A 19,092-nucleotide genomic window follows, 5' to 3' on the forward strand; every position below is an offset into this window, starting at 1 on the left:
GACTTTTGTTTTGTCAGACCTTTCCGGCCCTTATCCGTTTTCCATTTGGTACCGCAGGGCGGTCGAGACGATGTCGCGCCATTCGCCCGATTGCTGCATGATCGCCAGACCCTGATTGAGCGTCTCGAGGATCGCTTCCCCATCCGGATTGTCCTTGTGGGTCATGACGTTGAGCGACTTGATCGCCGCCAGGTTGGGGTTTTCGATGATCTTGTGTTCATAGCCCAGCCGACCGATGGCCTCGACGGCCAGATGCGCTTCGATGGCGACAAGGTCAGCCCGCCCGTCCATGACTGCGTGGAAACACTCGTCCGGATCGACGGGGCGCAAGATGGTGATCGCAGGCTCGTAAAGACCCACAGCGTCCATGTGCGAGGTTGACCAGCCCTCGGGGCGGCAGATCGTGGTGCCGACGAATTCCGCGTAGCTGAGCGAGGTTTCGTAGCCTGAGCCATCCTTGGCGAAGAACGTATCGACCACTTCATAGAACGGGTTCGAGAAGTTGTAGGTCTCGCACCGGTTCCGGTCGCTTTCCGAAAGTGTCTCGGCTTCTTCGCAGTTGGGGCGCGACCAAGGGAACGTGGCATCGAAGGCCAGGGTGGGCATCAGCAGGTCCAGATGCGATGACCAGTCGTTGACGAACTGGATCTTGTAGGCCTGTTCCGGCGCCGCCCGCAGCATCGCGGTTTCGACAAGGTTCGTGTACAGACCACGATTGGGCAGGGCTTCGTCGGTAAACGGCGCGTAGTTGCCCCCGGTGATCAGCAGCAACTGGCGGTCGCGGATCTCGGGGCGGGTGCCGTCACCGGCGTTGCGGATCAACGCGGCACCTTCTGCGCGGGCGGCCTCGATTTCCTTCTTCGCGGCTGCCTTGGCTTCGATGACAGCCTTGTCGCTGGCCTGCTGGGCCTCCGCAACGCGGGCTTCGGCCTCGGCGATGGCCTTGGCGGCACGCTCTTCCGCGGCCTTGACCAGTTCGGCTGCCATCTCGGCGGCCATGCGCTCGGCCTCGGTTTCCGGTTCAGGTGCGGCGCGGCCGACATCCTCGAGGCAGGGGAAGGTCAGAACGTCGCCGACGCGGATGATGTTGGGGTTGGACCCGATCGTGTCGCGGTTGGCGTCGTAGATGATCCGGTAGTCTTCGGTCGCATAGACCTTGATGGCCAGTTCACGCAGGCTGTCGCCGCGCTGGATCTCGTAGGTCGAGCATGCCTCTTGCGCCGAGGCTGCCCCCGTTGCTGCCGCCAGGGCAATGCTGGATATGATCAGGTGTGTTCTCATGGGTCCTGTTGCTTTGCTTTTGTTATTGTCGGGCCGTTTTGATGACGGCGATTGAAATGTTGTCCTGATCCGGATCACCCTTGGCGATCAGCGCCTTGAGGAGGCTGTCGGCGATGTCCTGGGAGAGGGCCGAAGCGTTGTCCTGAAGGATGGACTGGATGTCGTGGTTGCCCAGATATTGCAGCCCGTCACTGCCGAGGATGAGGATGTCATCGGTCGTCAGTTCCAGCGCGTCTTCGGGGCAGTCGACCTTGGGGATCGCCGCGCCCATGATGACCGAGGTCAGCTGGTTGCGGTCTGGATGGGACTGCGCTTCGGCTTCGGACAGCTCCCCTCGGGTCACCTGTGCGTCGATGACAGGTGCCATCGAGTGATCCTCGTTGATCTGGGACAGAACGCCGTTGCGGAACAGGTACAAAGGGCTGTCGCCGATTGAGATCCAGAACACTTTGTTGCCCAGCAGCAGAACTCCCAGCAGGGTCGAGCCCATGTTGAAGCCTTGTTGCTGGTCGTCGCCATACCCCGCCACGGCCGCGTTGGCCTGCATTGCGGCCATGGGCAACGCATCCAGCAGCGTATTCTCGGTCAATTCCGGATTCTCCAGAACTGCGTCGAGCACTTCGCACCAGGACTTGACCACCAGATCCGAGGCCACTTCGCCCGCGGCGTGACCGCCCATGCCGTCTGCCACCACGACATAACCGGCGTTGGCGGCGTCAAAGACCCGCGAGGCAACCGCGTCTTCCTGCGTTTCGCGCTGACCCTGATCCAGGATCAGTGCAATGTCATATGCCGGAGTAGCCAGCATCCGTTACGCGTCCCGCCAGTCGAAGTTTTCGTCACAGAAGGCCACGAACCGCAGCGACGTTTCGCTGATGCGGATCAGGTCGCCGCTGGACAGCGGCACGGTGCTGAGGACGGGTTTGCCGTTCAGGCGCACAAGATTTGCCTTGCCGCCATGGCCCAGATAGCATTTGCGGTCTTCGGGGTCATAGGCAATCACGGCGTGGTTTGACCGCGAAATCCCGGTGTCGCCAAAATCCAATTGGATCGCCTGATCATCGTTGCGGCCAATCTGCATCAGCCCTTCGGTCAGCGTGATGCTGGACCCCCGCCCGGGGCCACTGGTCACTGCCAGCCAACCGACCGGGAATGTCGCGCCTGCGGTCTCGGTTTTGGCCACCGGCTCGGCGGTTTCGATCAGTTCCTGCACATGTGTGTCAGGGCGCTCGAACCCGAGGAAGGTGGTCTTGACGCGCGACCGACGATCCGAGGCCGGCGCTTCGGTTGCTTCCGGAGCGGCTTCGGCTTCTTCGGGCTCGCTGGCCACAGGTTCGGCATCTGCCGCTGCTTCGTCCGGGGCGGTTTCGATTGCAATGGGATCCGGCAGCTCGAACGGCGTTGGCGCCGAGGCCTCTTCCTCTTGGACTTCCTCCAGATCGGGTTCGGCAGATTCGGCCATGACCGACTGGATGGTCTCTTCTTCTTCGGTTGCCGCAACGTGCAGCGTCACGACCTGTTCGGCTTCTTCCGGCGCTTCAGGCGCGGCTTCGGCCGTTTCTTCGCTCTCTGTTGCCTCTTCCACCGTCGGTTCGGTCTCGGCGAAATCGGGCATCTTCTCTTCCGGAATCAGCTCGTCGGTTTCTTCGTAGCTGTCCGTGCTCAGGTTTCCACCAGCCAGAGCCTGGCGCAGTGCATTGAAGTCCGCAATCGGCTCGGCCTTGTCGGTCGTTTCGACTTCGGGTTCCGACCCTTCGGCTTCTTTGGCTTTGCCGGCACCCTCGAGAAGCCGGCTGAGTGGGCTTTTGTATTTGAACATGGTGTCGACACCTTTTGACTACTTGCACGGGCTTCGGTGACCCGTGGGGCTGCTACGAACCTCTGCGCATGGCGCAGCGGTACTGATGAAGTTGGAAACCTGAAACACTCTTACCTTCCGCGGCGGGTCGGTCCCCACCAGGAGGGCCAGAACGCGGCATCCTCCTCAGCAAACACAAACTGGCGGATCAAATACGTACCGGTCTGATCACTCCTGCGCCAAAGGCATCACGGCGGTTGTTTCCGCCCCGTTTCGAAGCACAACCAAACGTGCTTCGGGCTTGTTTTCGGAAACCAACGTGTTCAGCGCGGTATCCAGGCTGTCGGCAGCAATCATCTCGGTTCCCGAGACAGTCTCGCGGACAAGAATGTCGCCGGTCTGCAGGCCACCTGCCGTTGCGGCCGGTGCTCCGGCAACAACTGTCTGCCATTCGGGCAGATCGGCGCCGCGGGCTTCGAACGAGTAACCGTTGGCCAGCCCGAACTCGCGGATTGCGGGCAGAGCCAGCAGACCGTTCTGCGCGCGGGTCTGTCCGATGGGGCGATACCGCGCCGCGACACGGATATAGCCGTCAGGGTCAACCTGAAGGTTGTCCAGAACCTGCGCGGCAAGCGTCGTTCCGGCGCGCACAGGGTTGCCGTTCAGGGTATAGATCGCCGCGCCTCGCTGCACCCATTCACCGATCGTGGACATGTTCTGGCCGGCGTCCACACCGGTGATTGCGATGATATTTCCGGTCGAGGCGCGCCGTTGCGCGGTTGAGAACGGGATTTTGACATCCCAATGGGCATAGCTGACTTGGGTCTCGGCCAGATTGACCGGAGCGCTCGGTGCAACCGCTGCCACCTCCACGGGTTCTTCGGGCTGAGCCACTTCTTCCTGTGTTTCCACCGCCGGCGGTGTAACAGCCGCTGCGGCCTGCTCGACAGGCTGGTCTTTTGCCACCTGCTGTTCTGTTTCGGTTGCTGCTGCGGTTTCTTCTGCCTTGGTTGCTTCGGGCGCGATCACTGGTTCGGCCGTCTGCGTTTCGGCAGGTTCGGCCGTCTCGGTGGGCGTCGCGGTCTGGATCGGTGTCGGGTCCGTCTCGGTCGAGCCGCCGGACATCACGAAGAAGCCACCAGCGGCCAGAATCGCGATTGCGGCGACACCCGCGACCAACTTGCCGTTGCCGCCCGATCCTTTTTGGACGACAGTGTCCACTGCCGCTGCGGGTTCGTCCTTCTGGGCAAAACTTGCCGGACCGTCGTCGTTCTTTTCGCCATGCCCAAGGGCCAGATCGGAATTGCCGGCCAGCAGGGCTGTTACAACCGCTTCGGCATTTTCGCTTTCGGCCTTGATGCGGGCCTTTTCGGCCTCTTCGTCCTTGCGGTCCAAGGCCACGATTACCGAAACGGGGCGATAGGCAAAGCTGTCGAATTCGACACCGGGGCCGCGGAACATCCGCAACCAGTCCAGTGCGGATTGAAGGCGGTCGGTCGCGTGGACCTCCATGGCCTTGTCGATCGCCTCAAGGAAGCCGTCCGGGTAACCTTGGAAGCGGCCGGTGAGCGGTTGATAGGGATCCTTCTGTCCGTTGTTGAAGGCATTCAGGCGCGATTGGCCGTCGATCGGGCGCTCGCCGCTGATCGCGTGGTAGAGCGTTGCCGCCAACACATACAAGTCGCTACTGGGACCCTGCTCCGAGCCGCGCACGTAGAACTCGTGCGGCGAGTACCCATCCTTGATCACCCGGAGCGTCAACAGGGCCGCGGATTGGTTGGCAGCCTGCTCGCGCGCAGCGCCGAAGTCGATCAGGATCGGTTCGCCATTTTCATCGATCAGGATGTTGTCTGGCGAAATGTCCCGGTGCAGCATCCCGCTTTGGTGGATGAACGACACCGCGGACAGCATCTTTTCGGTGACTTGGACGATAAAGTCCGGACCGGTTTCGGTTTTGGGGTCCTCGATGTAATCCAGCAGATCGCATCCGCGGATCAGGTCCATCGCGATATATGCAGTATCGTTGTCTTCAAAGACCTGGTGCACGTCGACGATATTGGGGTGGACCAGGCGGGCATGGTTGCGGGCTTCCTGAATGAACAGGTCGATGATCGCGCGCAGGTCGTCCTTGAAGGCCGGATCATTGGGTTCGACCAGGTCACCGTTGCGGCGACACAGAGCACCCGGATAGCATTCCTTGATGACCACATCGCGTTCCAGGCTGTCACGCGCCAAATACGTGATGCCGAACCCGCCATTGCTGAGGAAGCGAAGAATTTCGTACTGACCTCGCAGCAGTTTCGCGCCCGGTTGCAGACCTTGAATTTGAGGTTCGTCGTGCGATGCACCGACAGCCTGGTTGTGGTTCATTTCTTCCCGCCCATCATTCAAAAAACTTGCGGCCAAAATAACCGGGCAATCAGCCCGCGAACTCACAACCAACACAACCGCAGGACACTTGAGAACGGTTAGACGTTTCAAATTTGACTTTAATGGGGCCGCCTCGTGGCTTCACTGAGAACGGCTTCGGACGCAGATCAATATATTGATTCCGACACCAGTGGAACGCATATATGTAGTGTCGCCCGGCGAACAAAAAGGATTCAGTCCCGGCGCCAGACGACCCATGGTCCACGGATTCGAAACAATGGAATCATGATTCCAGTGTTAACGATTCGCCGCGCCGCGGCTCAATCTCTGCGGGAATGACTCAGGTTCCGGTCTTCGGAGGGGCCGAAGCGACGGTGCTGCCGGCCCAGGCCAGGTTGTCGCTGAGCTGCGCCAGTATGCTGATCGCATCCTTGAGTGGCCCTTCGCCGCTCTCGAATTGAAGCAGCAGAAGCAGGTCGGTGGCTTTTTCGAACTCGCCCGGAATCCAGTCGGCTTCGGGATCGATCTCGGACCCGTTTTCCAGCCGTTCAGCAAAATCCTCGACAATTTCCTGACAGCTTTGCAGGAAGGCGGCCGGTTCGATGTCCGAACTGTCGCGCAGGTCTTCGTAAATGCTGGCGATCGCCGCCAGCCAGTCTTCGAGGATCGGGTTGTCCAACGGCGGCAGCGCAGATTCCAGACTGGGCTGAACCGTTCTGGTGTCCGAGGCTGCGGGTTCGCCCGCGCCGGTCAAGGTCTCCAAGAACGGCAGGAAATCCGCGGCAAGGTCCTGCCGCGCGGCCACCAGATCCGTCCGGCGGCGATGCGACGCAATTTCAAGCACCTTCTCCGCAAGGTTCTGACCGCCGCAGGTTTCCCACAGGGCGAAGTCCGGTTCCGGCTCTTGCGCCATGGCGCGAACGGCAACCGGTGTCCCGATCGGTACGATCGCGCGGAACATGCCCGACTTCTCCTTCTCCAACCGCGACAGAACGCGATCGAGGGCGTCGCGGACAGGCGGCAGATCGGTGTGAGTGACGGCCAGCAAGCTGTTGTCGCGCAGATTTTGTGGGACTTGTGCCCACAAATGGCGCTCGGTTTCACGCCAAGCGTTGGTTCCGTTCGTGCACCAGATGGCGCAATCGACGAATTTCAACAGATCGAGCGTTTGCTTGTAAGTGTCATCCAGCGCACCCGAGCCGGGCAGGTCGAACAACGAGATTTCGCGCAGGGCAGGGGTGTTCAGCCCCACCGAGATAAAATCAGGATTGTCGGCCGCGGCCTTTTCCAGCGCGATGCCGGAATAAACCTTTGGCTCGCGGTCCCACCACCCAACGGTCGTTTCAGGCGTGTCCGCATAGGTGACAATCACCAAAGGCAATTTCAGATGTTGCGGACCCGTGGGCAGGATGTCAGCTCCGGCGAGCATGTTGGCAAGACTGGACTTCCCGGCGCCGAATTCTCCGGCAAAACCGATTGAGACTGCGTTTGACAACCGCTCGGCGTGGGACTGTGCCCGCGCGCGCATGTCGTCCAACTCGGGCGTGGACGGAAGGCGCTCGGTTGCGGTCAGAAAGCGATCAAGCTGACGCACTTCCGTCTCGGTTCCGGGAAATTCAATCACTCGGCGGCCTCCGCTTGTCGTTCGTCGCTGTGTTCAGCGCCAAAGGTCGATTGCAATTCGTCCGCGATCCGGCGTGCGCGGTCGAAATCGACCTGCGCCTGGGTGCGCTCGCATGTCTCGCCCGTCGCGGTGCGGTTTTCAAGATGCCCGGCGAGCAGGGCCAGGAAATGGTCCAGAGCGGTGTTCAGTCGCTCCAGCAGGTTCTCACGCGCGGTATCGATCAGATCATCTCCGATCATCTCGAATTCCTGCACGATCATACGTTCGGCGCGAGAGACGACGGATTTCCGCGAAATCAGACGCGACAACCAGTTCACACGCAACTCGACCGTAATCCCCCGGGTCAGAGCGGTGGTGTCCGGACGGAACCAACGCACGGCACTGGTGTTCATACGGCTGTCGGTCGGCTCCTGCCAGCCCGGCAGGGACCGCAGGGACGCGTTGGCCTGCATATCGATGGCATAGAGTTCGCTGAGCATCCGCTGGCGAATGACCTGAGTCGCACCCTGGACCAGTTCGCGCATGCGTTCGCGCAACGGCGTAAAGTTCAGTTCGGTTGCACCACCTTTGGCAAGCAACGGGGATTGCCCGTCGGGACCGCGCACAACCGATACGACGGCTTCGGCCACGGTGTCATCCATCACACCGCGCAGGTTTGCCAGAACATCATCCATGTCCCGAGTGATTTCTGCGGTATTGTCCGATACCAGCTTGCGCAACTCGGCGAGGGTCTTGTCATTCTCGCCAGCCGCGTCGTCCGAAGGTTGGCCATCCTCTTCCAGAGCGCGGAGGCGGGCCTTGCTGCGCTCCAGCTCGCCCTGGGCAAAGCCGTTCAGATGTTGCCACGCCATACGCAGTTGTTCGTTGCGCGGGCCATCAGTCAGCGCGGTGGTGACATGTCGGCGCAGGTCGGGCAAGCCCGAGGCGATCATCGCAGCATACCGCAGAACCGCCTCGCGGCTGATGGGGCCGGGGCCGCGTTTGATTTCTTCGACGCCCGCAAGGTACTGCTTCATCTGTTCGGGATGCGCCCGCAGCCAGGCGAGGATGTGATCGTGGTTGACGCCGGTTTCGTCCCCGGTCAGTGCGTAATGCGCCCACTGAGCGCTGCCCATCAGAACGTCGATGCTGGACTTCCCCAGCGCCTTTTCCAACCCGTCCAAAACGTCGGCGCGCACTTTCGCCGCGTCTTCCGCACCGCCGCCCAATTCGTCGACCCGGTTGATGAAGACCACGATCTGACCCAGCTCAAGCGCCTGCATCAGCCGGAACAGTTTCAAATCGGCGCGCGACAGGGCCTGGTGCGCGGACAGAACCACGACGAAAAAGTCGGATTCCTTGAGGTACTGGCGCGAGATCTCTTCGCGGATCAACAGCGGATCATTGACGCCGGGCGTGTCGGTCACGGTCAGCGGGAACGGGAAGTGGCCCAGATCGAAATACACCTCGGCCTTGCGGGTGATGTCGCTGTACAAACCCCGGTCCGAGCCCGGATCATGTTCGGCTTCGTCGGTCGGATCATCCCCGGCACAGACATAACGGGCAAGATCATCCGACGTCAGTTCTTCGAGGTCGTGATGCTGACCCATCAACTGTTCGAAACTGTCACCCAGGCGCAGACGAGCGCGGGTCTTCATCGCCTCGACCTGCTCCTCGATCATCTCGCGCTTATAGCTGTCCTCATCGTCGGGGAACATGTTGCGCAGTTCTTCGCCTTCGGCGATCAGCGCCTGCCATTGGCGGTTGTCGAAGAAATGGAATTCGGCCCCAGATGTGCGCCCGGAGGGATGTCCGAAATGCATGTCGGTGATCACGGTTGTCCACGGGTTCACGTCCGACGGCAGGAATTCTGCCTGTCCCGTAAAGCCGTTGATCAGGCGGGACTTCCCGGCCTTGATCTGCCCGACGAATGCAATCGACGGTTTCAGGCCGCTGAGATCGTCAACGATGCGAGAGATGAACTGACAGGTCTCGTCATTGCTCACCTCTTTCATTTCGCTGGCGATCCGGATCAATTCCCGGCGGTTGGTTTCACTCATAACACTACCCTAAAAACTGGTACCCAAGATTTGCTTCAAACTTAACTTCAACTGTCGCGAAAGCGGTGCCATCAGACCGACTCCCGCAGAGATTTCCACAGGTTGACGACGGCACCCAGCTTGCGCGCGTCATGTACGGCGGCGGCTGTTTTGCGACCATCCCGGACCAGAGCGACACCCGCGCCCTTGCCACCTGACGGCCGCATGACGATCAGTTGCGGCTGCTCGAGCAGCCCGGCATTGTCCGCATCCCATCCCGCCAGATCCTGTGCGAACCGGGTCAACAGATCATCCGAAGGGTGAAGAGGCTGGCCATCTGCGCACACGCCATCGAACTGTTGGGTCGCACCCTCCGCACTTGTCAGCAGGCGTCCCATGGCGAACCGCTCGGCGCCGTCGAAGAAAGCCGCGGCTACACTGGGTTCTGCACCTTCAGCGCTGTCCTGTTCTTTCGTGTCCTCGACGGGGTCCGGGACAACCGAAACCCGCGGCTCTGACGGCAGGACGATTTCGGAACAGGCTTTCTGCATTTCGCTGAACGTGATACCGACGTCATCCGCCTCCAGCGGCCCGTCCGGTTTCAGAGACACCACTTCGATCGGAGGAGCGGTCGCGGCCAGGTCGGACACGAGCCGCGCCAGCTTTTCGATCAGCGCTTCGCGCGGTTCGGTTTCGAAATCCGGAAGGGTGCCGGTGCTTGCCGAATAAACATCCGTGATCCGTGAGCTGTTCACCTCGATCGCCAGGATCGTTCCGTTCTGGGCGTTGAACTCCAAACGTCTTGGCAGAACCGTTCCGCGGATCAGTTTCAGAATACTGGCCCGCCGGGCCTCGGCCGTGTCCCCGGTCAACCGAACGGCCGGCGACAAACGGGGCGTCGCGGACCGCCCGATGTTTTCGAGCATGTCGATTATGTCTGTCGCCATCATGCCGTGACCCCCTCTGGTCCCGTCTAAACTGCGGCCGCTACCGGCCCCAGGCTGAGATGTGATTTCGTAAGCGTCAGCCCGATATTCGCGCTGTCGCGGCAGATGTAGCAGACCACGTGTTCCGGATAGGCCCGGGTCCGCATGAAGATGTGCAGCCGGTCGTTCGAGAACACCGAGATTTCCCCAAATCCCGGGTTCTCCGGATCCTGTAATCCGGCCGAGGCCAACAGCGCTTCGAATGCTTGAACGCCTCGGCCCTGAAACAGGTTTGCCACTGCAACGGCGAGGGTTTCCAAGGCTGTGCCATCCTCGGTCTCGGTTGCCGACATGCCCAGAAGCATGCCCGTTTCCATGTCGACATATCCCGCTGCGATGCAGTCGGGAATGGTCTCCATGGCGGTGGTTAATGCGGCGTCAATCGTCATCTAAAGCTCTGTTATCCCTTATTAAGCCCAAAGGCGCAGCGGTTTGAAACCGTCGCGCCGCTGAGTAGCATTGCCGTTCGGGACGGGAAACGGTCTATCGTTTCCCAAGTGTCCCTTGAGGCCCGGTTACAACACATGCCACTCCGCCCTGTCTTTCGGATTTGGCACGGGTTGAATCGTATCCTGTTCGTCGTGCCCGGTGTGCTCGTGAGCGATCTTGTCGAACTCCTCAAGAAAGGCCTGGAACACGGCGTGCAGCCCGTCCACGTCTTGGGGAATATCTTCGCTGGTCGCGATTTCCCGCCACATCGCCGCTGCGCTGAGCGGAGCTCCTGCCGGCACGCTCAAAAGGTGTTCCAGCGAGGTTTCGCCTTCACCGACCTGCTCACAGGGCGCTTCGGCTTCCCGTTCTTCAGGGGTTTGTGCCGCGACCAGGCCGTTCGATTCCGGCTCAGGCTCATAGGTCGTGGCATCGTCACCCTGTTGCTGAGACAAAAGCGAAGCGATGGACGAGACCGAGTCCTCGACGCTGGGTCCCGGGGTCTCGTCCTGTTCGTCCGTTACCGGCGCGGGGGTCTCGCCAACCAAACGTTCGGACAGCGTGGCCAGCAGATCTTCGTCCTGGGCACCCTGCTCGGTGGTCTGGTCATCGGTATCTGCGACCAGCATTTCGTCGTCCTCGACATCGAGCCTATCGTCATCGATCTCGTCAAAGTCTTCGTCGTCCAGCTGAGCCACCGCTGTCGAAGCTGCCGCGACGCTGAGCCGATCCTCATTCTCGTCCCGGAACAAGGCCCGCAAATCGTCATCGGGCACCGGCGTCATTTCGGCGCGCAAACGGTCGGCGTCATCCGGGTTGATCCGTTCGCGTTCGGTCGACTCGCCGCGGCGCTCCACCCGGGCCGGTCGAACCGGGAAGGTTGCGATCACATCGTCCGAGTTCCGGACCGCTTCGAATCCATCATCCTGATCCAGCGGGTTGGTCAACTTGAAAGGCGCGGGCTCTTCCGCTGCGGTCTGGCGATCGGATCGTTCGGGCCGCACCGGTTGTACCGGGGGCGTGCCGGCGAGGCTCTTGTCGATCTGGTAGCGGGCGAGCTTTTCCGCACGGCTGTCCATGATCTGCTCGGTGATCTCAAGAAAGCTGTCAATCATCTTGCCGCCGCCGCTGCGCGACCACAGCTCGGCGTCGCCCGTTTTGTCACGCGCGATGATCGCGTCACGGGCGGAAAACAGGATTGTCCGATTGAACAGGTGCCCCGCTTCGCGGTTAATGCGGCGCAACACTTTCTGGCGGTCTTTCAGATCCAATGCGTCCGCGCGCGTGACCAACAGAAGCGAGTTGTGCTGAAGCCGTTCAGGCAACGAAACCCACGTGGCGCGTTCGGTCTCGCGCCAGGCTTGGGTCGAGTGGGTACACCACAGCACCCCGTTGGCCTGACCCACCGCACGGCGCCAGACATCGGCCTGGATTTTGGGGTCTGAAATGCCGGGCGTGTCGATCAGGTCGACGGCCTCGAGAATGTCCGCTTCAAGATAGATGCGGATGAACTGCGCGTCGTTGACGCCCACCTTGTCCAATTCGTCCAAACCAATCGGAGAAGTGGTCCCGTTATGGCGCTGGACGTAAGCGGGTTTGTTGCCCCAACTGAACCAGACCGGCGGCAGCTGGGTGGCCGTCACCTGCGTCGGTAGGGCCTGCTTGCGCAGCAGGAAGTTCATGAGCGTGGACTTGCCTGCGCTGAACTCTCCCATCAGCGCAAAAACTGGTTTGCGGCGGGACCACTGCTCGATGCGTTCCCATGCCCGAGGAGAGACGAAGCGGATTTGTGAATCTTTTGCCATGGCTTTCTTACGCTGCTTCGTTGCTGAGGTCTTTGAGGATATCGCCGAGGATTTCGTCACGAGATTTCTTCGGCTCGAGCCCGGCCATCAGGTCCGGGGAGGTGCCCGGTGCCTTCTCGGCCGATTGCGAGATGCTCAGAAGGGTTTCCTGCTGCTCGCGCATGAAATCCGACAGGACGGCCCGAACATTTTCCAGAACGGCTGCGATCTGGGTTTCTTCAAGGTCCTTGGTGATCGAATTGGCTTCTGATGCGATAAGGCGGGTGTAGTCCGCCGCATAGGCTTCAAACCCTTTGCGGCGTTGCCACCAGCGTCGCCACCATGTGCTTTGAAGGTCCAGGGCGATCGTTCGGCCAATGCCCAATGGAGGCGGTACGCGCGGCACAATGGGCGCCTCGATGCTGAATTCGCCCAAGTGGTTACCCAGAAGCTTCTGATACAGGGCCTCGACATCCGCGGCGGCTGCGGAATACAGCGCGCCGGCTTCCTTGCGCATTGCGCGGGCAAAACTGAAATAGGCGGCCTTCTGCAGGGTACGAAGCCCGGCCGGGTCGTATTGCCAGGTGCCCTGTTCGCCGTTCTGCTCGAGATGCGCGATCAACGAGTCGGTAGCACGTTTGACGAAGTTTGCCTCGGCCGATGCCAGACGTTCCAACACCTTGTCGCGCAGGGATGTCGTCAGGGCAGCAGCTTTCTTGTCATATTCGGCCGCGACAGTGGCGATCGCATCTTCGGGTGACACGCCGTCCAGATCGCGAACAACACCGCCTCCGCCGGACAGGCTCTTGGCGACCGAGGTGGCGCGAATCTGACTTGCGATGTTGCGGGCGCGGTGACGGACCCGATCCAGAAGACGCGTGCCTGCGCCTTGGGCGATCCGTTCGTTCATGGCCAACAGCAGGTCAGGCAGACCAGAAAGGGCCCAGATCTTGTCTAGCGATGCGGCCTGATCACCAAAACCGGCGGCCAGATAGAACGTGTTGAGGGCCTGGCGGGAATCGTCGGTGAGAATATCGGGGTTGCCGGTCAGTGCAGCCTCGGCCCACAACGCACTTCCGAAAACGACACTGGTGCTTGTGTCGATGCCATTTTGCTTGAGCGTGTCCTGAATGCGGTCGCGAATTTCGGGGACTTGCTTGACCGGGTCGGTCAGTTCGTCGATCCGATTGACGAACAGGACGATCTGCCGGTTCTCGAACTGCGCGATAATCCGCATCAGCGCCATGTCCATCGTGGTCAGCGCCTGACTTGCCGCCAAGACCACGACGCAGACTTCCGATCCGCGCAGGCTGCGCAGAGTGATCTGTTCGCGCACCATGAACGTGTCGTTGACGCCCGGCGTGTCGCACAGTTTCAGCGCGATCGGGTACTGCGGAATGTCCATATACAATTCCGCGGCTTTGGTCACGTCGGCGAACCGGCCCGTTTTCGGATTGATGTCCGGATCGTCTTCGTCACCCAGGCAGACATAGCGCTGGATCAGCTCTTCGTCGAAATAGTCATACTGGTGGCTTTGGCCCAGGATCAGGTCGAAGTGCTTGCCAAGGCGTTCCTCGGACTTGGCCTTCATCTGCGCGATCTGACGACGGATGTCTTCCATTTCGTCGTCGGCGCCTGCGCGATTGGCCAGTTCGCCCAAACGGCCACCGCCGACCATCAGATTGTCCCACTCTTCCTGCTCGAAGAAGGTGAACTTGGATCTGTACTCACCGGGCATGCGGGTGTTGATGTTCAGCGTGGTCACAACTGAGGTCCACGGGTTCACATCCGACGGCAGCAGACCAGGCCGACCGGCCAGAATGTTGACGATCGAAGATTTGCCCGCCTTCACCTGGCCGACGAAAGTGACGCTGGCGGTGAAGTTTTCCATACGGGTCTTGAGCGTGGTCAGCCGCGCAGTCGAGCGCGCATCCGCCACCTCTGTCAGTTGGTCGATCTGTGTCGTCAGTGCGGACATGGCTTCCGACATCGGCGCCAATGCCTCGTTTCCTACGGACAAAAGGTGGTCGTTGCGGGCCATGTTCAGCCTCCGGTTCCGGTTGCAGCGATTTGGGTATGCCCGGATTCCGTCAAACTGGCAGGCGCCATGCCTGAAAAGCTGTCGATCCGGGCGATCAGTTCGAGAGCGTTGCCCAGCATCTCGGCCTCGGTTCCGGGCGAGATGGTATCGAAGGCACGCGAATCGGCCAGCACTTCGATCGAGCTGAAGCGGGTTCCATTGTCCAGGCGCGCGACCCGACGTCCGGTCGGGAACCCATTGGATTTGGCCGATGGAAGGGGCATTCGCGCATTAGCCAACAGGTATTCGTTGCCCTCATGTGTCTTCAGGGCGATGCCGAAACCCGTGTTCGGGAATTGCTGGTTGAGGTTTTTGAGCTCGCCGACAAAGCTTTCTCTTGCAAGAAAGACGACGTCTTGCTCGGTGGCAGCGGAGTTGATCTGTTCGGTCACGACTGAGACCCTTGTACTGGAGTTGAGCAAAAAACTCGTACGGTGCCAAAAAGGCGAAAAAGACTCATTAACTCCTTGGTAGACAGAATTACCTTCATCACGGTGTTATTTTGACGTGATTGAGATATTTTGGCGTTTGAAATGTGGCGCAATTATGGTGGTCGTTGCATGACAATGCCGCAACTTCAGGATGTATTGATCAAGACAGACAAGACCGCTGGGTATGAATTCGGGGTGTGTTTTTGCGTGCAATTTGGGTTGTCGTGATGATCTCGATCGATGGATAAATATTAGAAAAATATACGAAAAATAGGAAGGCGAATCGAAGGCTGAGTGCGCGTCTCGGCAGAAGGAGGAGGGACCGCATTGCTTTGGGCGCAGGGTGGGGTTGATAACGGTGGTCTAGGCGCCCCCATGCGATCCACAACGTCAGCGAGAATTTGGTAATTTTCGAAAATTTGGGAATGTGTCCAAAAACAGAACAATTATGGCGTTTTGTTTCGTTCCGAAAACGACGGGTCTCAGCGTTATGAATTCCATTTGGCGTTAAAAATAAACCGGGAAGCCGGATGCCACACATTCTTGCGCCGTTGCGCGGGTCGATCTTCCCCTCGCCTTGGTCATTTCCATTGTTTCCCAACGGGGGTCAATATTCCGCCGCAGACGGCAAGATTCCCTCTCGCGCTTGTCCAAAAGGTTTGTTATCAGCCCTTCCATTCGGCGCGTCGGCGCCGTGTTGCGGGTGTGGCGAAATTGGTAGACGCACCAGATTTAGGTTCTGGCGCCGCAAGGCGTGGGGGTTCAAGTCCCTCCACCCGCACCACTTGTTCCAAGAGCGACCGTTGAATCAAACGTCTCGGCCGCGTTTTCGCATCAAACGGTCTTTTTCGGGTCAATCGAACCGAAGATATGGCGAGACAATGCAAGCTCATCTTCAAGGCTGGCAAACTGTTCGTTGCCGCCGTTGTGCAGGTGGGTGATTTCACCGAGCAGCACTCTTTCAGGGTCGGCGTAGAAGTCGATGCGGACAAAGTCGAAGGGTTTGGACAGTTTGGCGGCGGCTTGCAGCATCTCATCAAGTCTGTCGGGCCGTGGTGGCTGGGGGCGATCTTGCACTGCAGGGCTTAGCGGAATCGGCAATTCTGTCCAATCCGTGTCGAATAGTACGCGGTAGAACTCGTGGTGGCGGTCGTTTGCGTACAATATGCAGCGCGGCTCCCCGCGCCAGCAGAAAACCTTGTAGTCGTTGACGGGCTGTCCGGCAAAAAGCATCGGCTCAACGATGAGCTTTCCCTGCAGGTCTCTGTAGTTCCTCTCGCGATATTGGTAATAGTAGTTCTCGGCCAGCTGAGACTTCATCAACGATCGGTCGGGCGTATCGCCGGGGAACAGGAAATGAATGCCTCCGCAGCCTTGAGTCGGTTTGACCACGCAAGGGGTAGGAAACTCGTAGTTGTCGATCTCTGCCTCGGTTCGCAGAACGGCCAAAGTCGGAACGACATGGTCAGCACCGATCAGCGGGATGGCGAATTCCTTGACCAATTCCTTGTCAGATGTAGCGACCCGATCCGGCCGGACCATGGCATCGGTTGTTTTCAATCGGTACAGCACGTCATTGAAAATCATCTTGGAGCTGGGAAAGCGGTCATGCTGAACGAAGAACCAGTACCAGAGTGCAAGCTTGTCGCCCCAATCGTTGTAGGGGGCGTAGCGCACCGGGTATCGGAACAGATCGAGTATGAGGCGTCGACGAAGTCTGCGAAGAAGGTGTGTCATGGTGATTTCATTTATTGAGGTGCTGGGCGGCCTTTCCCGTGTTGGCCAAGCTCTTCGATCGAGATTTTCTTGTGGCCACCGGTCGGCTGGATCGGGCCGAGCCTGCGAATATTGCGTTCCGGATTGAGAAAAACGGTAGTCGCTTGGGTGTATGTGTTGATTGGCGTGAACCCACAGAAATCAACCCGCCACCAACCCAGCGCGTGTTCCAGGCGCGAGATCGTCTCCGGGTACCAATCTGAATTGTCGAACACTATGAGGGCTGGTTTCGCGCGTCCTGCCCCGATCTCGGCGGTAACAAAGTCGACACAAGGTACGCGGTGCGTTCCGTCTATCACCACCAGATCCGCATCGTTGATTTCAGGGCGCTCTGCATACTCTTTGGCTTCGGTCGCGTGATGTATCGCAAAGCCATCCAGTCCGGCCAAACGCTGCGAAGTGATTTCGAACCACTCCCTGTCATGTTCGATGGCCGTCACCACCGCCCCGCGGGACGCAAAAAAGGCCGAGGAGTTTCCGCTTCCATATTCGAACACACTCAGCCCGGACAACTCGAGGCCATCCAGAAATTCGATAGCCGGATAGCAATACCATGGAATCTCGGCCCCTTGGGCATCAACCGGCCGGCCTTCGACCAAAGAGCGATAGTGGCCGAATGTGTCGCTGAGCAGGCGATAGACTTTCGTTTCTTCACGTTGCTTTTTGGACAAAAACAGTTTCAACGACTTCCAGCCAAAATTCGTGAGCATCGGGTCCTCCGGGTTGGTTGTACTTGGCCTAAAGTCTCGAAGGGATCGATGCAACAGGCCTTGGCCGCGGGGCTTTGCCGACTGGCTACAAAGATGCCGCCGCGCGGCTGGCTTGATCATAATGGCCGGACAGGGCGCGCAGGTCGCGGGCCAGGTCCCTCAGATCCGGGCCCGACAGGTCGGTGGCTGACAGCCCTTCCAGCAGGCACTGCTGGCGAACTTTCCGGTAGGCGTCGCATAGCTCCACGCCCTCGGGTGAGGTGCGGTAGAACACCTCTTTGCCGCGCTTTTCCGACGTCAGAAGACCGGCCTTCAGCAGTTTCCGCAGGGCGTAGTTCACGGTGTGGCTGTCCTCGATGTTCAGAAGAAAGCAGATGTCCGTCAAGCGCTTGTCGCGGCCGCGGTGATTGACATTGTGCAGGATCAGGATGTCGAGCGGTCCCAGATCGGCCTGACCAGCTGCGGCCATGCAGCGGGTCATCCAGCGGGAGAACGCGTTGTAGACAATGATCAGGCCGAATTCGAGTTCGGACAGTTCCCAGCCTTCGCCCTCGGCCAAGTGGCGAGAGGAAACGATGCGGCGCGTGTCGGGGGAAGAATCGGTCATGTTGCGGCCTTTTGATCTGCAAAACGCTGAGAAATTATCAGTGTTTTGGCATGGAGTGCGTGTGTTTTCAACGTGCTGACCTTTGGACTCTGCAGCGTTTCGGTCAAAACGATAACAAAACGTTGACAAATCGCAAACGTTGAGTCAGCTTCTGCGAGTACTCAAGCAGGGAGAGCCAAAATGAAACTGATGAAGATTGCCGGTGGCGCGGTTGCCGCGCTGGCCGGGTTGGCCATGCAGGTGCAGGCCGAGACCTGGGACATGCCGACGCCCTATCCGGATGCCACCTTCCATACCGTGAACATCCACGATTTCGCCAAGGACGTGGCCGCGGCCACCGACGGCGCCCTTGAAATCAAGGTCCATTCCGCAGGGTCGCTGTTCAAGCACCCCGAGATCAGCAAGGCAGTCCGCAGCGGCCAGGTGCCCGTCGGAGAGTTCTTCCTGTCGCTGCTGGCCAATGACAACCCGGCCTTCGGCGCGGATTCGCTGCCATTCCTGGCCACCAACTATGACGACGCCCAAAAGCTTTGGGCGGCACAGAAAGACGTGATAAACGGTCTGCTGGACGAGCAGGGCATGATGGTGCTGTACGCCGTGCCGTGGCCACCGCAGGGCTTGTACACGACCAAGGAAATCAACAGCGTGGATGACTTGGCGGGCCTGAAGTTCCGAACCTACAACGCTACGCTGGAAGAATTCGCCAACCTTGCGGGGGCCGCACCCACGCAGGTCGAGGTTCCGGACATTCCGCAGGCCTTCAGCACCGGCCGGGTCGAAGCGATGATCACCTCGCCCTCGACCGGGGTGAACTCGAAGGCGTGGGACTTCCTGACCCATTACACAGACATCCAGGCCTGGATTCCCAAGAACGTGGTCGTGGTGAACAAGCGCGCCTTCCGCCGTCTGGATGACGCGACTCAAGCCGCCGTGTTGGAGGCCGCCGCCGCCGCCGAAGCCCGCGGCTGGGAGATGAGCCAGGCCGAGACCGCCAAGCAGACCGCGGTTCTGCAGGAAAACGGCATCACCGTGGTGCAGCCGTCCGAAGAGCTGATGGCCGGCCTGCGCGCGATCGGTGCGCAGATGCTCGAGAACTGGACCGCCGAAGCCGGCGACTCGGGCGCTGCGTTGCTGCAGGCCTATCAGCAGTAAACGATCCGACCCGGCCGGGTGCCAAACGTCCGGCCGGGTTCGACAA

15 protein-coding genes and 1 tRNA gene are annotated in these 19,092 nt (G+C 59.9%); 2 read left to right on the forward strand and 14 right to left on the reverse strand.

The features are described 5' to 3' along the window. Nucleotides 1-30: 30 nt before the first annotated feature. From AC2FNL_RS11170 to AC2FNL_RS11220, 11 genes are all read right to left on the reverse strand, one after another. Nucleotides 31-1,281, reverse strand: a complete 1,251-nt coding sequence (locus AC2FNL_RS11170) for a transporter substrate-binding domain-containing protein (RefSeq protein ID WP_170341687.1) — start codon at nucleotides 1,279-1,281, stop codon at nucleotides 31-33. 22 nt (nucleotides 1,282-1,303) lie between these two features. After that, on the reverse strand, nucleotides 1,304-2,089 hold the full coding sequence (locus AC2FNL_RS11175; protein WP_496833645.1) for a PP2C family protein-serine/threonine phosphatase: 786 nt from the start codon (nucleotides 2,087-2,089) through the stop codon (nucleotides 1,304-1,306). 3 nt (nucleotides 2,090-2,092) lie between these two features. After that, the gene (locus AC2FNL_RS11180; protein ID WP_093963264.1) at nucleotides 2,093-3,100 is read right to left on the reverse strand and encodes an FHA domain-containing protein; all 1,008 of its coding nucleotides are present in this window, start codon (nucleotides 3,098-3,100) and stop codon (nucleotides 2,093-2,095) included. Between the two features lie 207 nt (nucleotides 3,101-3,307). Beyond that, on the reverse strand, nucleotides 3,308-5,449 hold the full coding sequence (locus AC2FNL_RS11185) for a serine/threonine-protein kinase (RefSeq protein ID WP_496833646.1): 2,142 nt from the start codon (nucleotides 5,447-5,449) through the stop codon (nucleotides 3,308-3,310). Nucleotides 5,450-5,789: 340 nt separating this feature from the next. Further along, the gene (locus AC2FNL_RS11190) at nucleotides 5,790-7,073 is read right to left on the reverse strand and encodes a dynamin family protein (RefSeq protein WP_496833648.1); all 1,284 of its coding nucleotides are present in this window, start codon (nucleotides 7,071-7,073) and stop codon (nucleotides 5,790-5,792) included. Further along, nucleotides 7,070-9,112 carry a dynamin family protein gene (locus AC2FNL_RS11195; protein WP_496833650.1) on the reverse strand — a complete coding sequence of 681 codons (2,043 nt, stop codon included), beginning with the start codon at nucleotides 9,110-9,112 and terminating at the stop codon, nucleotides 7,070-7,072. The genes AC2FNL_RS11190 and AC2FNL_RS11195 overlap by 4 nt, the downstream gene beginning before the upstream one ends. A 71-nt stretch (nucleotides 9,113-9,183) precedes the next feature. Next, nucleotides 9,184-10,041, reverse strand: a complete 858-nt coding sequence (locus tag AC2FNL_RS11200) for a hypothetical protein (protein WP_496833651.1) — start codon at nucleotides 10,039-10,041, stop codon at nucleotides 9,184-9,186. Nucleotides 10,042-10,064: 23 nt separating this feature from the next. Beyond that, the gene (locus AC2FNL_RS11205; RefSeq protein ID WP_170341629.1) at nucleotides 10,065-10,466 is read right to left on the reverse strand and encodes a hypothetical protein; all 402 of its coding nucleotides are present in this window, start codon (nucleotides 10,464-10,466) and stop codon (nucleotides 10,065-10,067) included. A gap of 126 nt (nucleotides 10,467-10,592) precedes the next feature. Beyond that, on the reverse strand, nucleotides 10,593-12,311 hold the full coding sequence (locus AC2FNL_RS11210; RefSeq protein ID WP_496833652.1) for a dynamin family protein: 1,719 nt from the start codon (nucleotides 12,309-12,311) through the stop codon (nucleotides 10,593-10,595). Between the two features lie 7 nt (nucleotides 12,312-12,318). After that, nucleotides 12,319-14,331, reverse strand: a complete 2,013-nt coding sequence (locus AC2FNL_RS11215; protein WP_496833653.1) for a dynamin family protein — start codon at nucleotides 14,329-14,331, stop codon at nucleotides 12,319-12,321. Between the two features lie 2 nt (nucleotides 14,332-14,333). After that, a complete protein-coding gene (locus AC2FNL_RS11220) occupies nucleotides 14,334-14,762 on the reverse strand; it encodes a hypothetical protein (protein WP_093963272.1) in 429 nt (142 codons plus the stop codon). A gap of 738 nt (nucleotides 14,763-15,500) precedes the next feature. Between AC2FNL_RS11220 and AC2FNL_RS11225 the strand changes: the two genes are divergently transcribed. Further along, nucleotides 15,501-15,585 (forward strand) — tRNA-Leu (locus tag AC2FNL_RS11225). A gap of 50 nt (nucleotides 15,586-15,635) precedes the next feature. On the opposite strand, the gene AC2FNL_RS11230 is transcribed toward AC2FNL_RS11225, so the two are convergent. The 3 genes from AC2FNL_RS11230 to AC2FNL_RS11240 all read right to left on the reverse strand — a co-directional run bounded on the left by AC2FNL_RS11230 (nucleotide 15,636) and on the right by AC2FNL_RS11240 (nucleotide 17,894). Next, nucleotides 15,636-16,478 (reverse strand): ATP-grasp fold amidoligase family protein, encoded by an 843-nt coding sequence (locus AC2FNL_RS11230; protein ID WP_496833654.1) that lies wholly within the window; start codon nucleotides 16,476-16,478, stop codon nucleotides 15,636-15,638. Between the two features lie 71 nt (nucleotides 16,479-16,549). Next, entirely contained in the window at nucleotides 16,550-17,407 is an 858-nt protein-coding gene (locus tag AC2FNL_RS11235) for a class I SAM-dependent methyltransferase (protein WP_496833655.1), read from the reverse strand. Further along, nucleotides 17,373-17,894, reverse strand: coding sequence for a winged helix DNA-binding protein (locus AC2FNL_RS11240; RefSeq protein WP_093963275.1), 522 nt, complete (start codon nucleotides 17,892-17,894; stop codon nucleotides 17,373-17,375). The genes AC2FNL_RS11235 and AC2FNL_RS11240 overlap by 35 nt, the downstream gene beginning before the upstream one ends. 180 nt (nucleotides 17,895-18,074) lie before the next feature. Between AC2FNL_RS11240 and AC2FNL_RS11245 the strand changes: the two genes are divergently transcribed. After that, nucleotides 18,075-19,046: a TRAP transporter substrate-binding protein gene (locus AC2FNL_RS11245; RefSeq protein WP_170341620.1), complete on the forward strand. Its 972-nt coding sequence runs from the start codon at nucleotides 18,075-18,077 to the stop codon at nucleotides 19,044-19,046. The last annotated feature ends 46 nt before the right edge of the window (nucleotides 19,047-19,092 follow it).

This window comes from Ruegeria sp. CRTD044 (genome assembly GCF_059613485.1).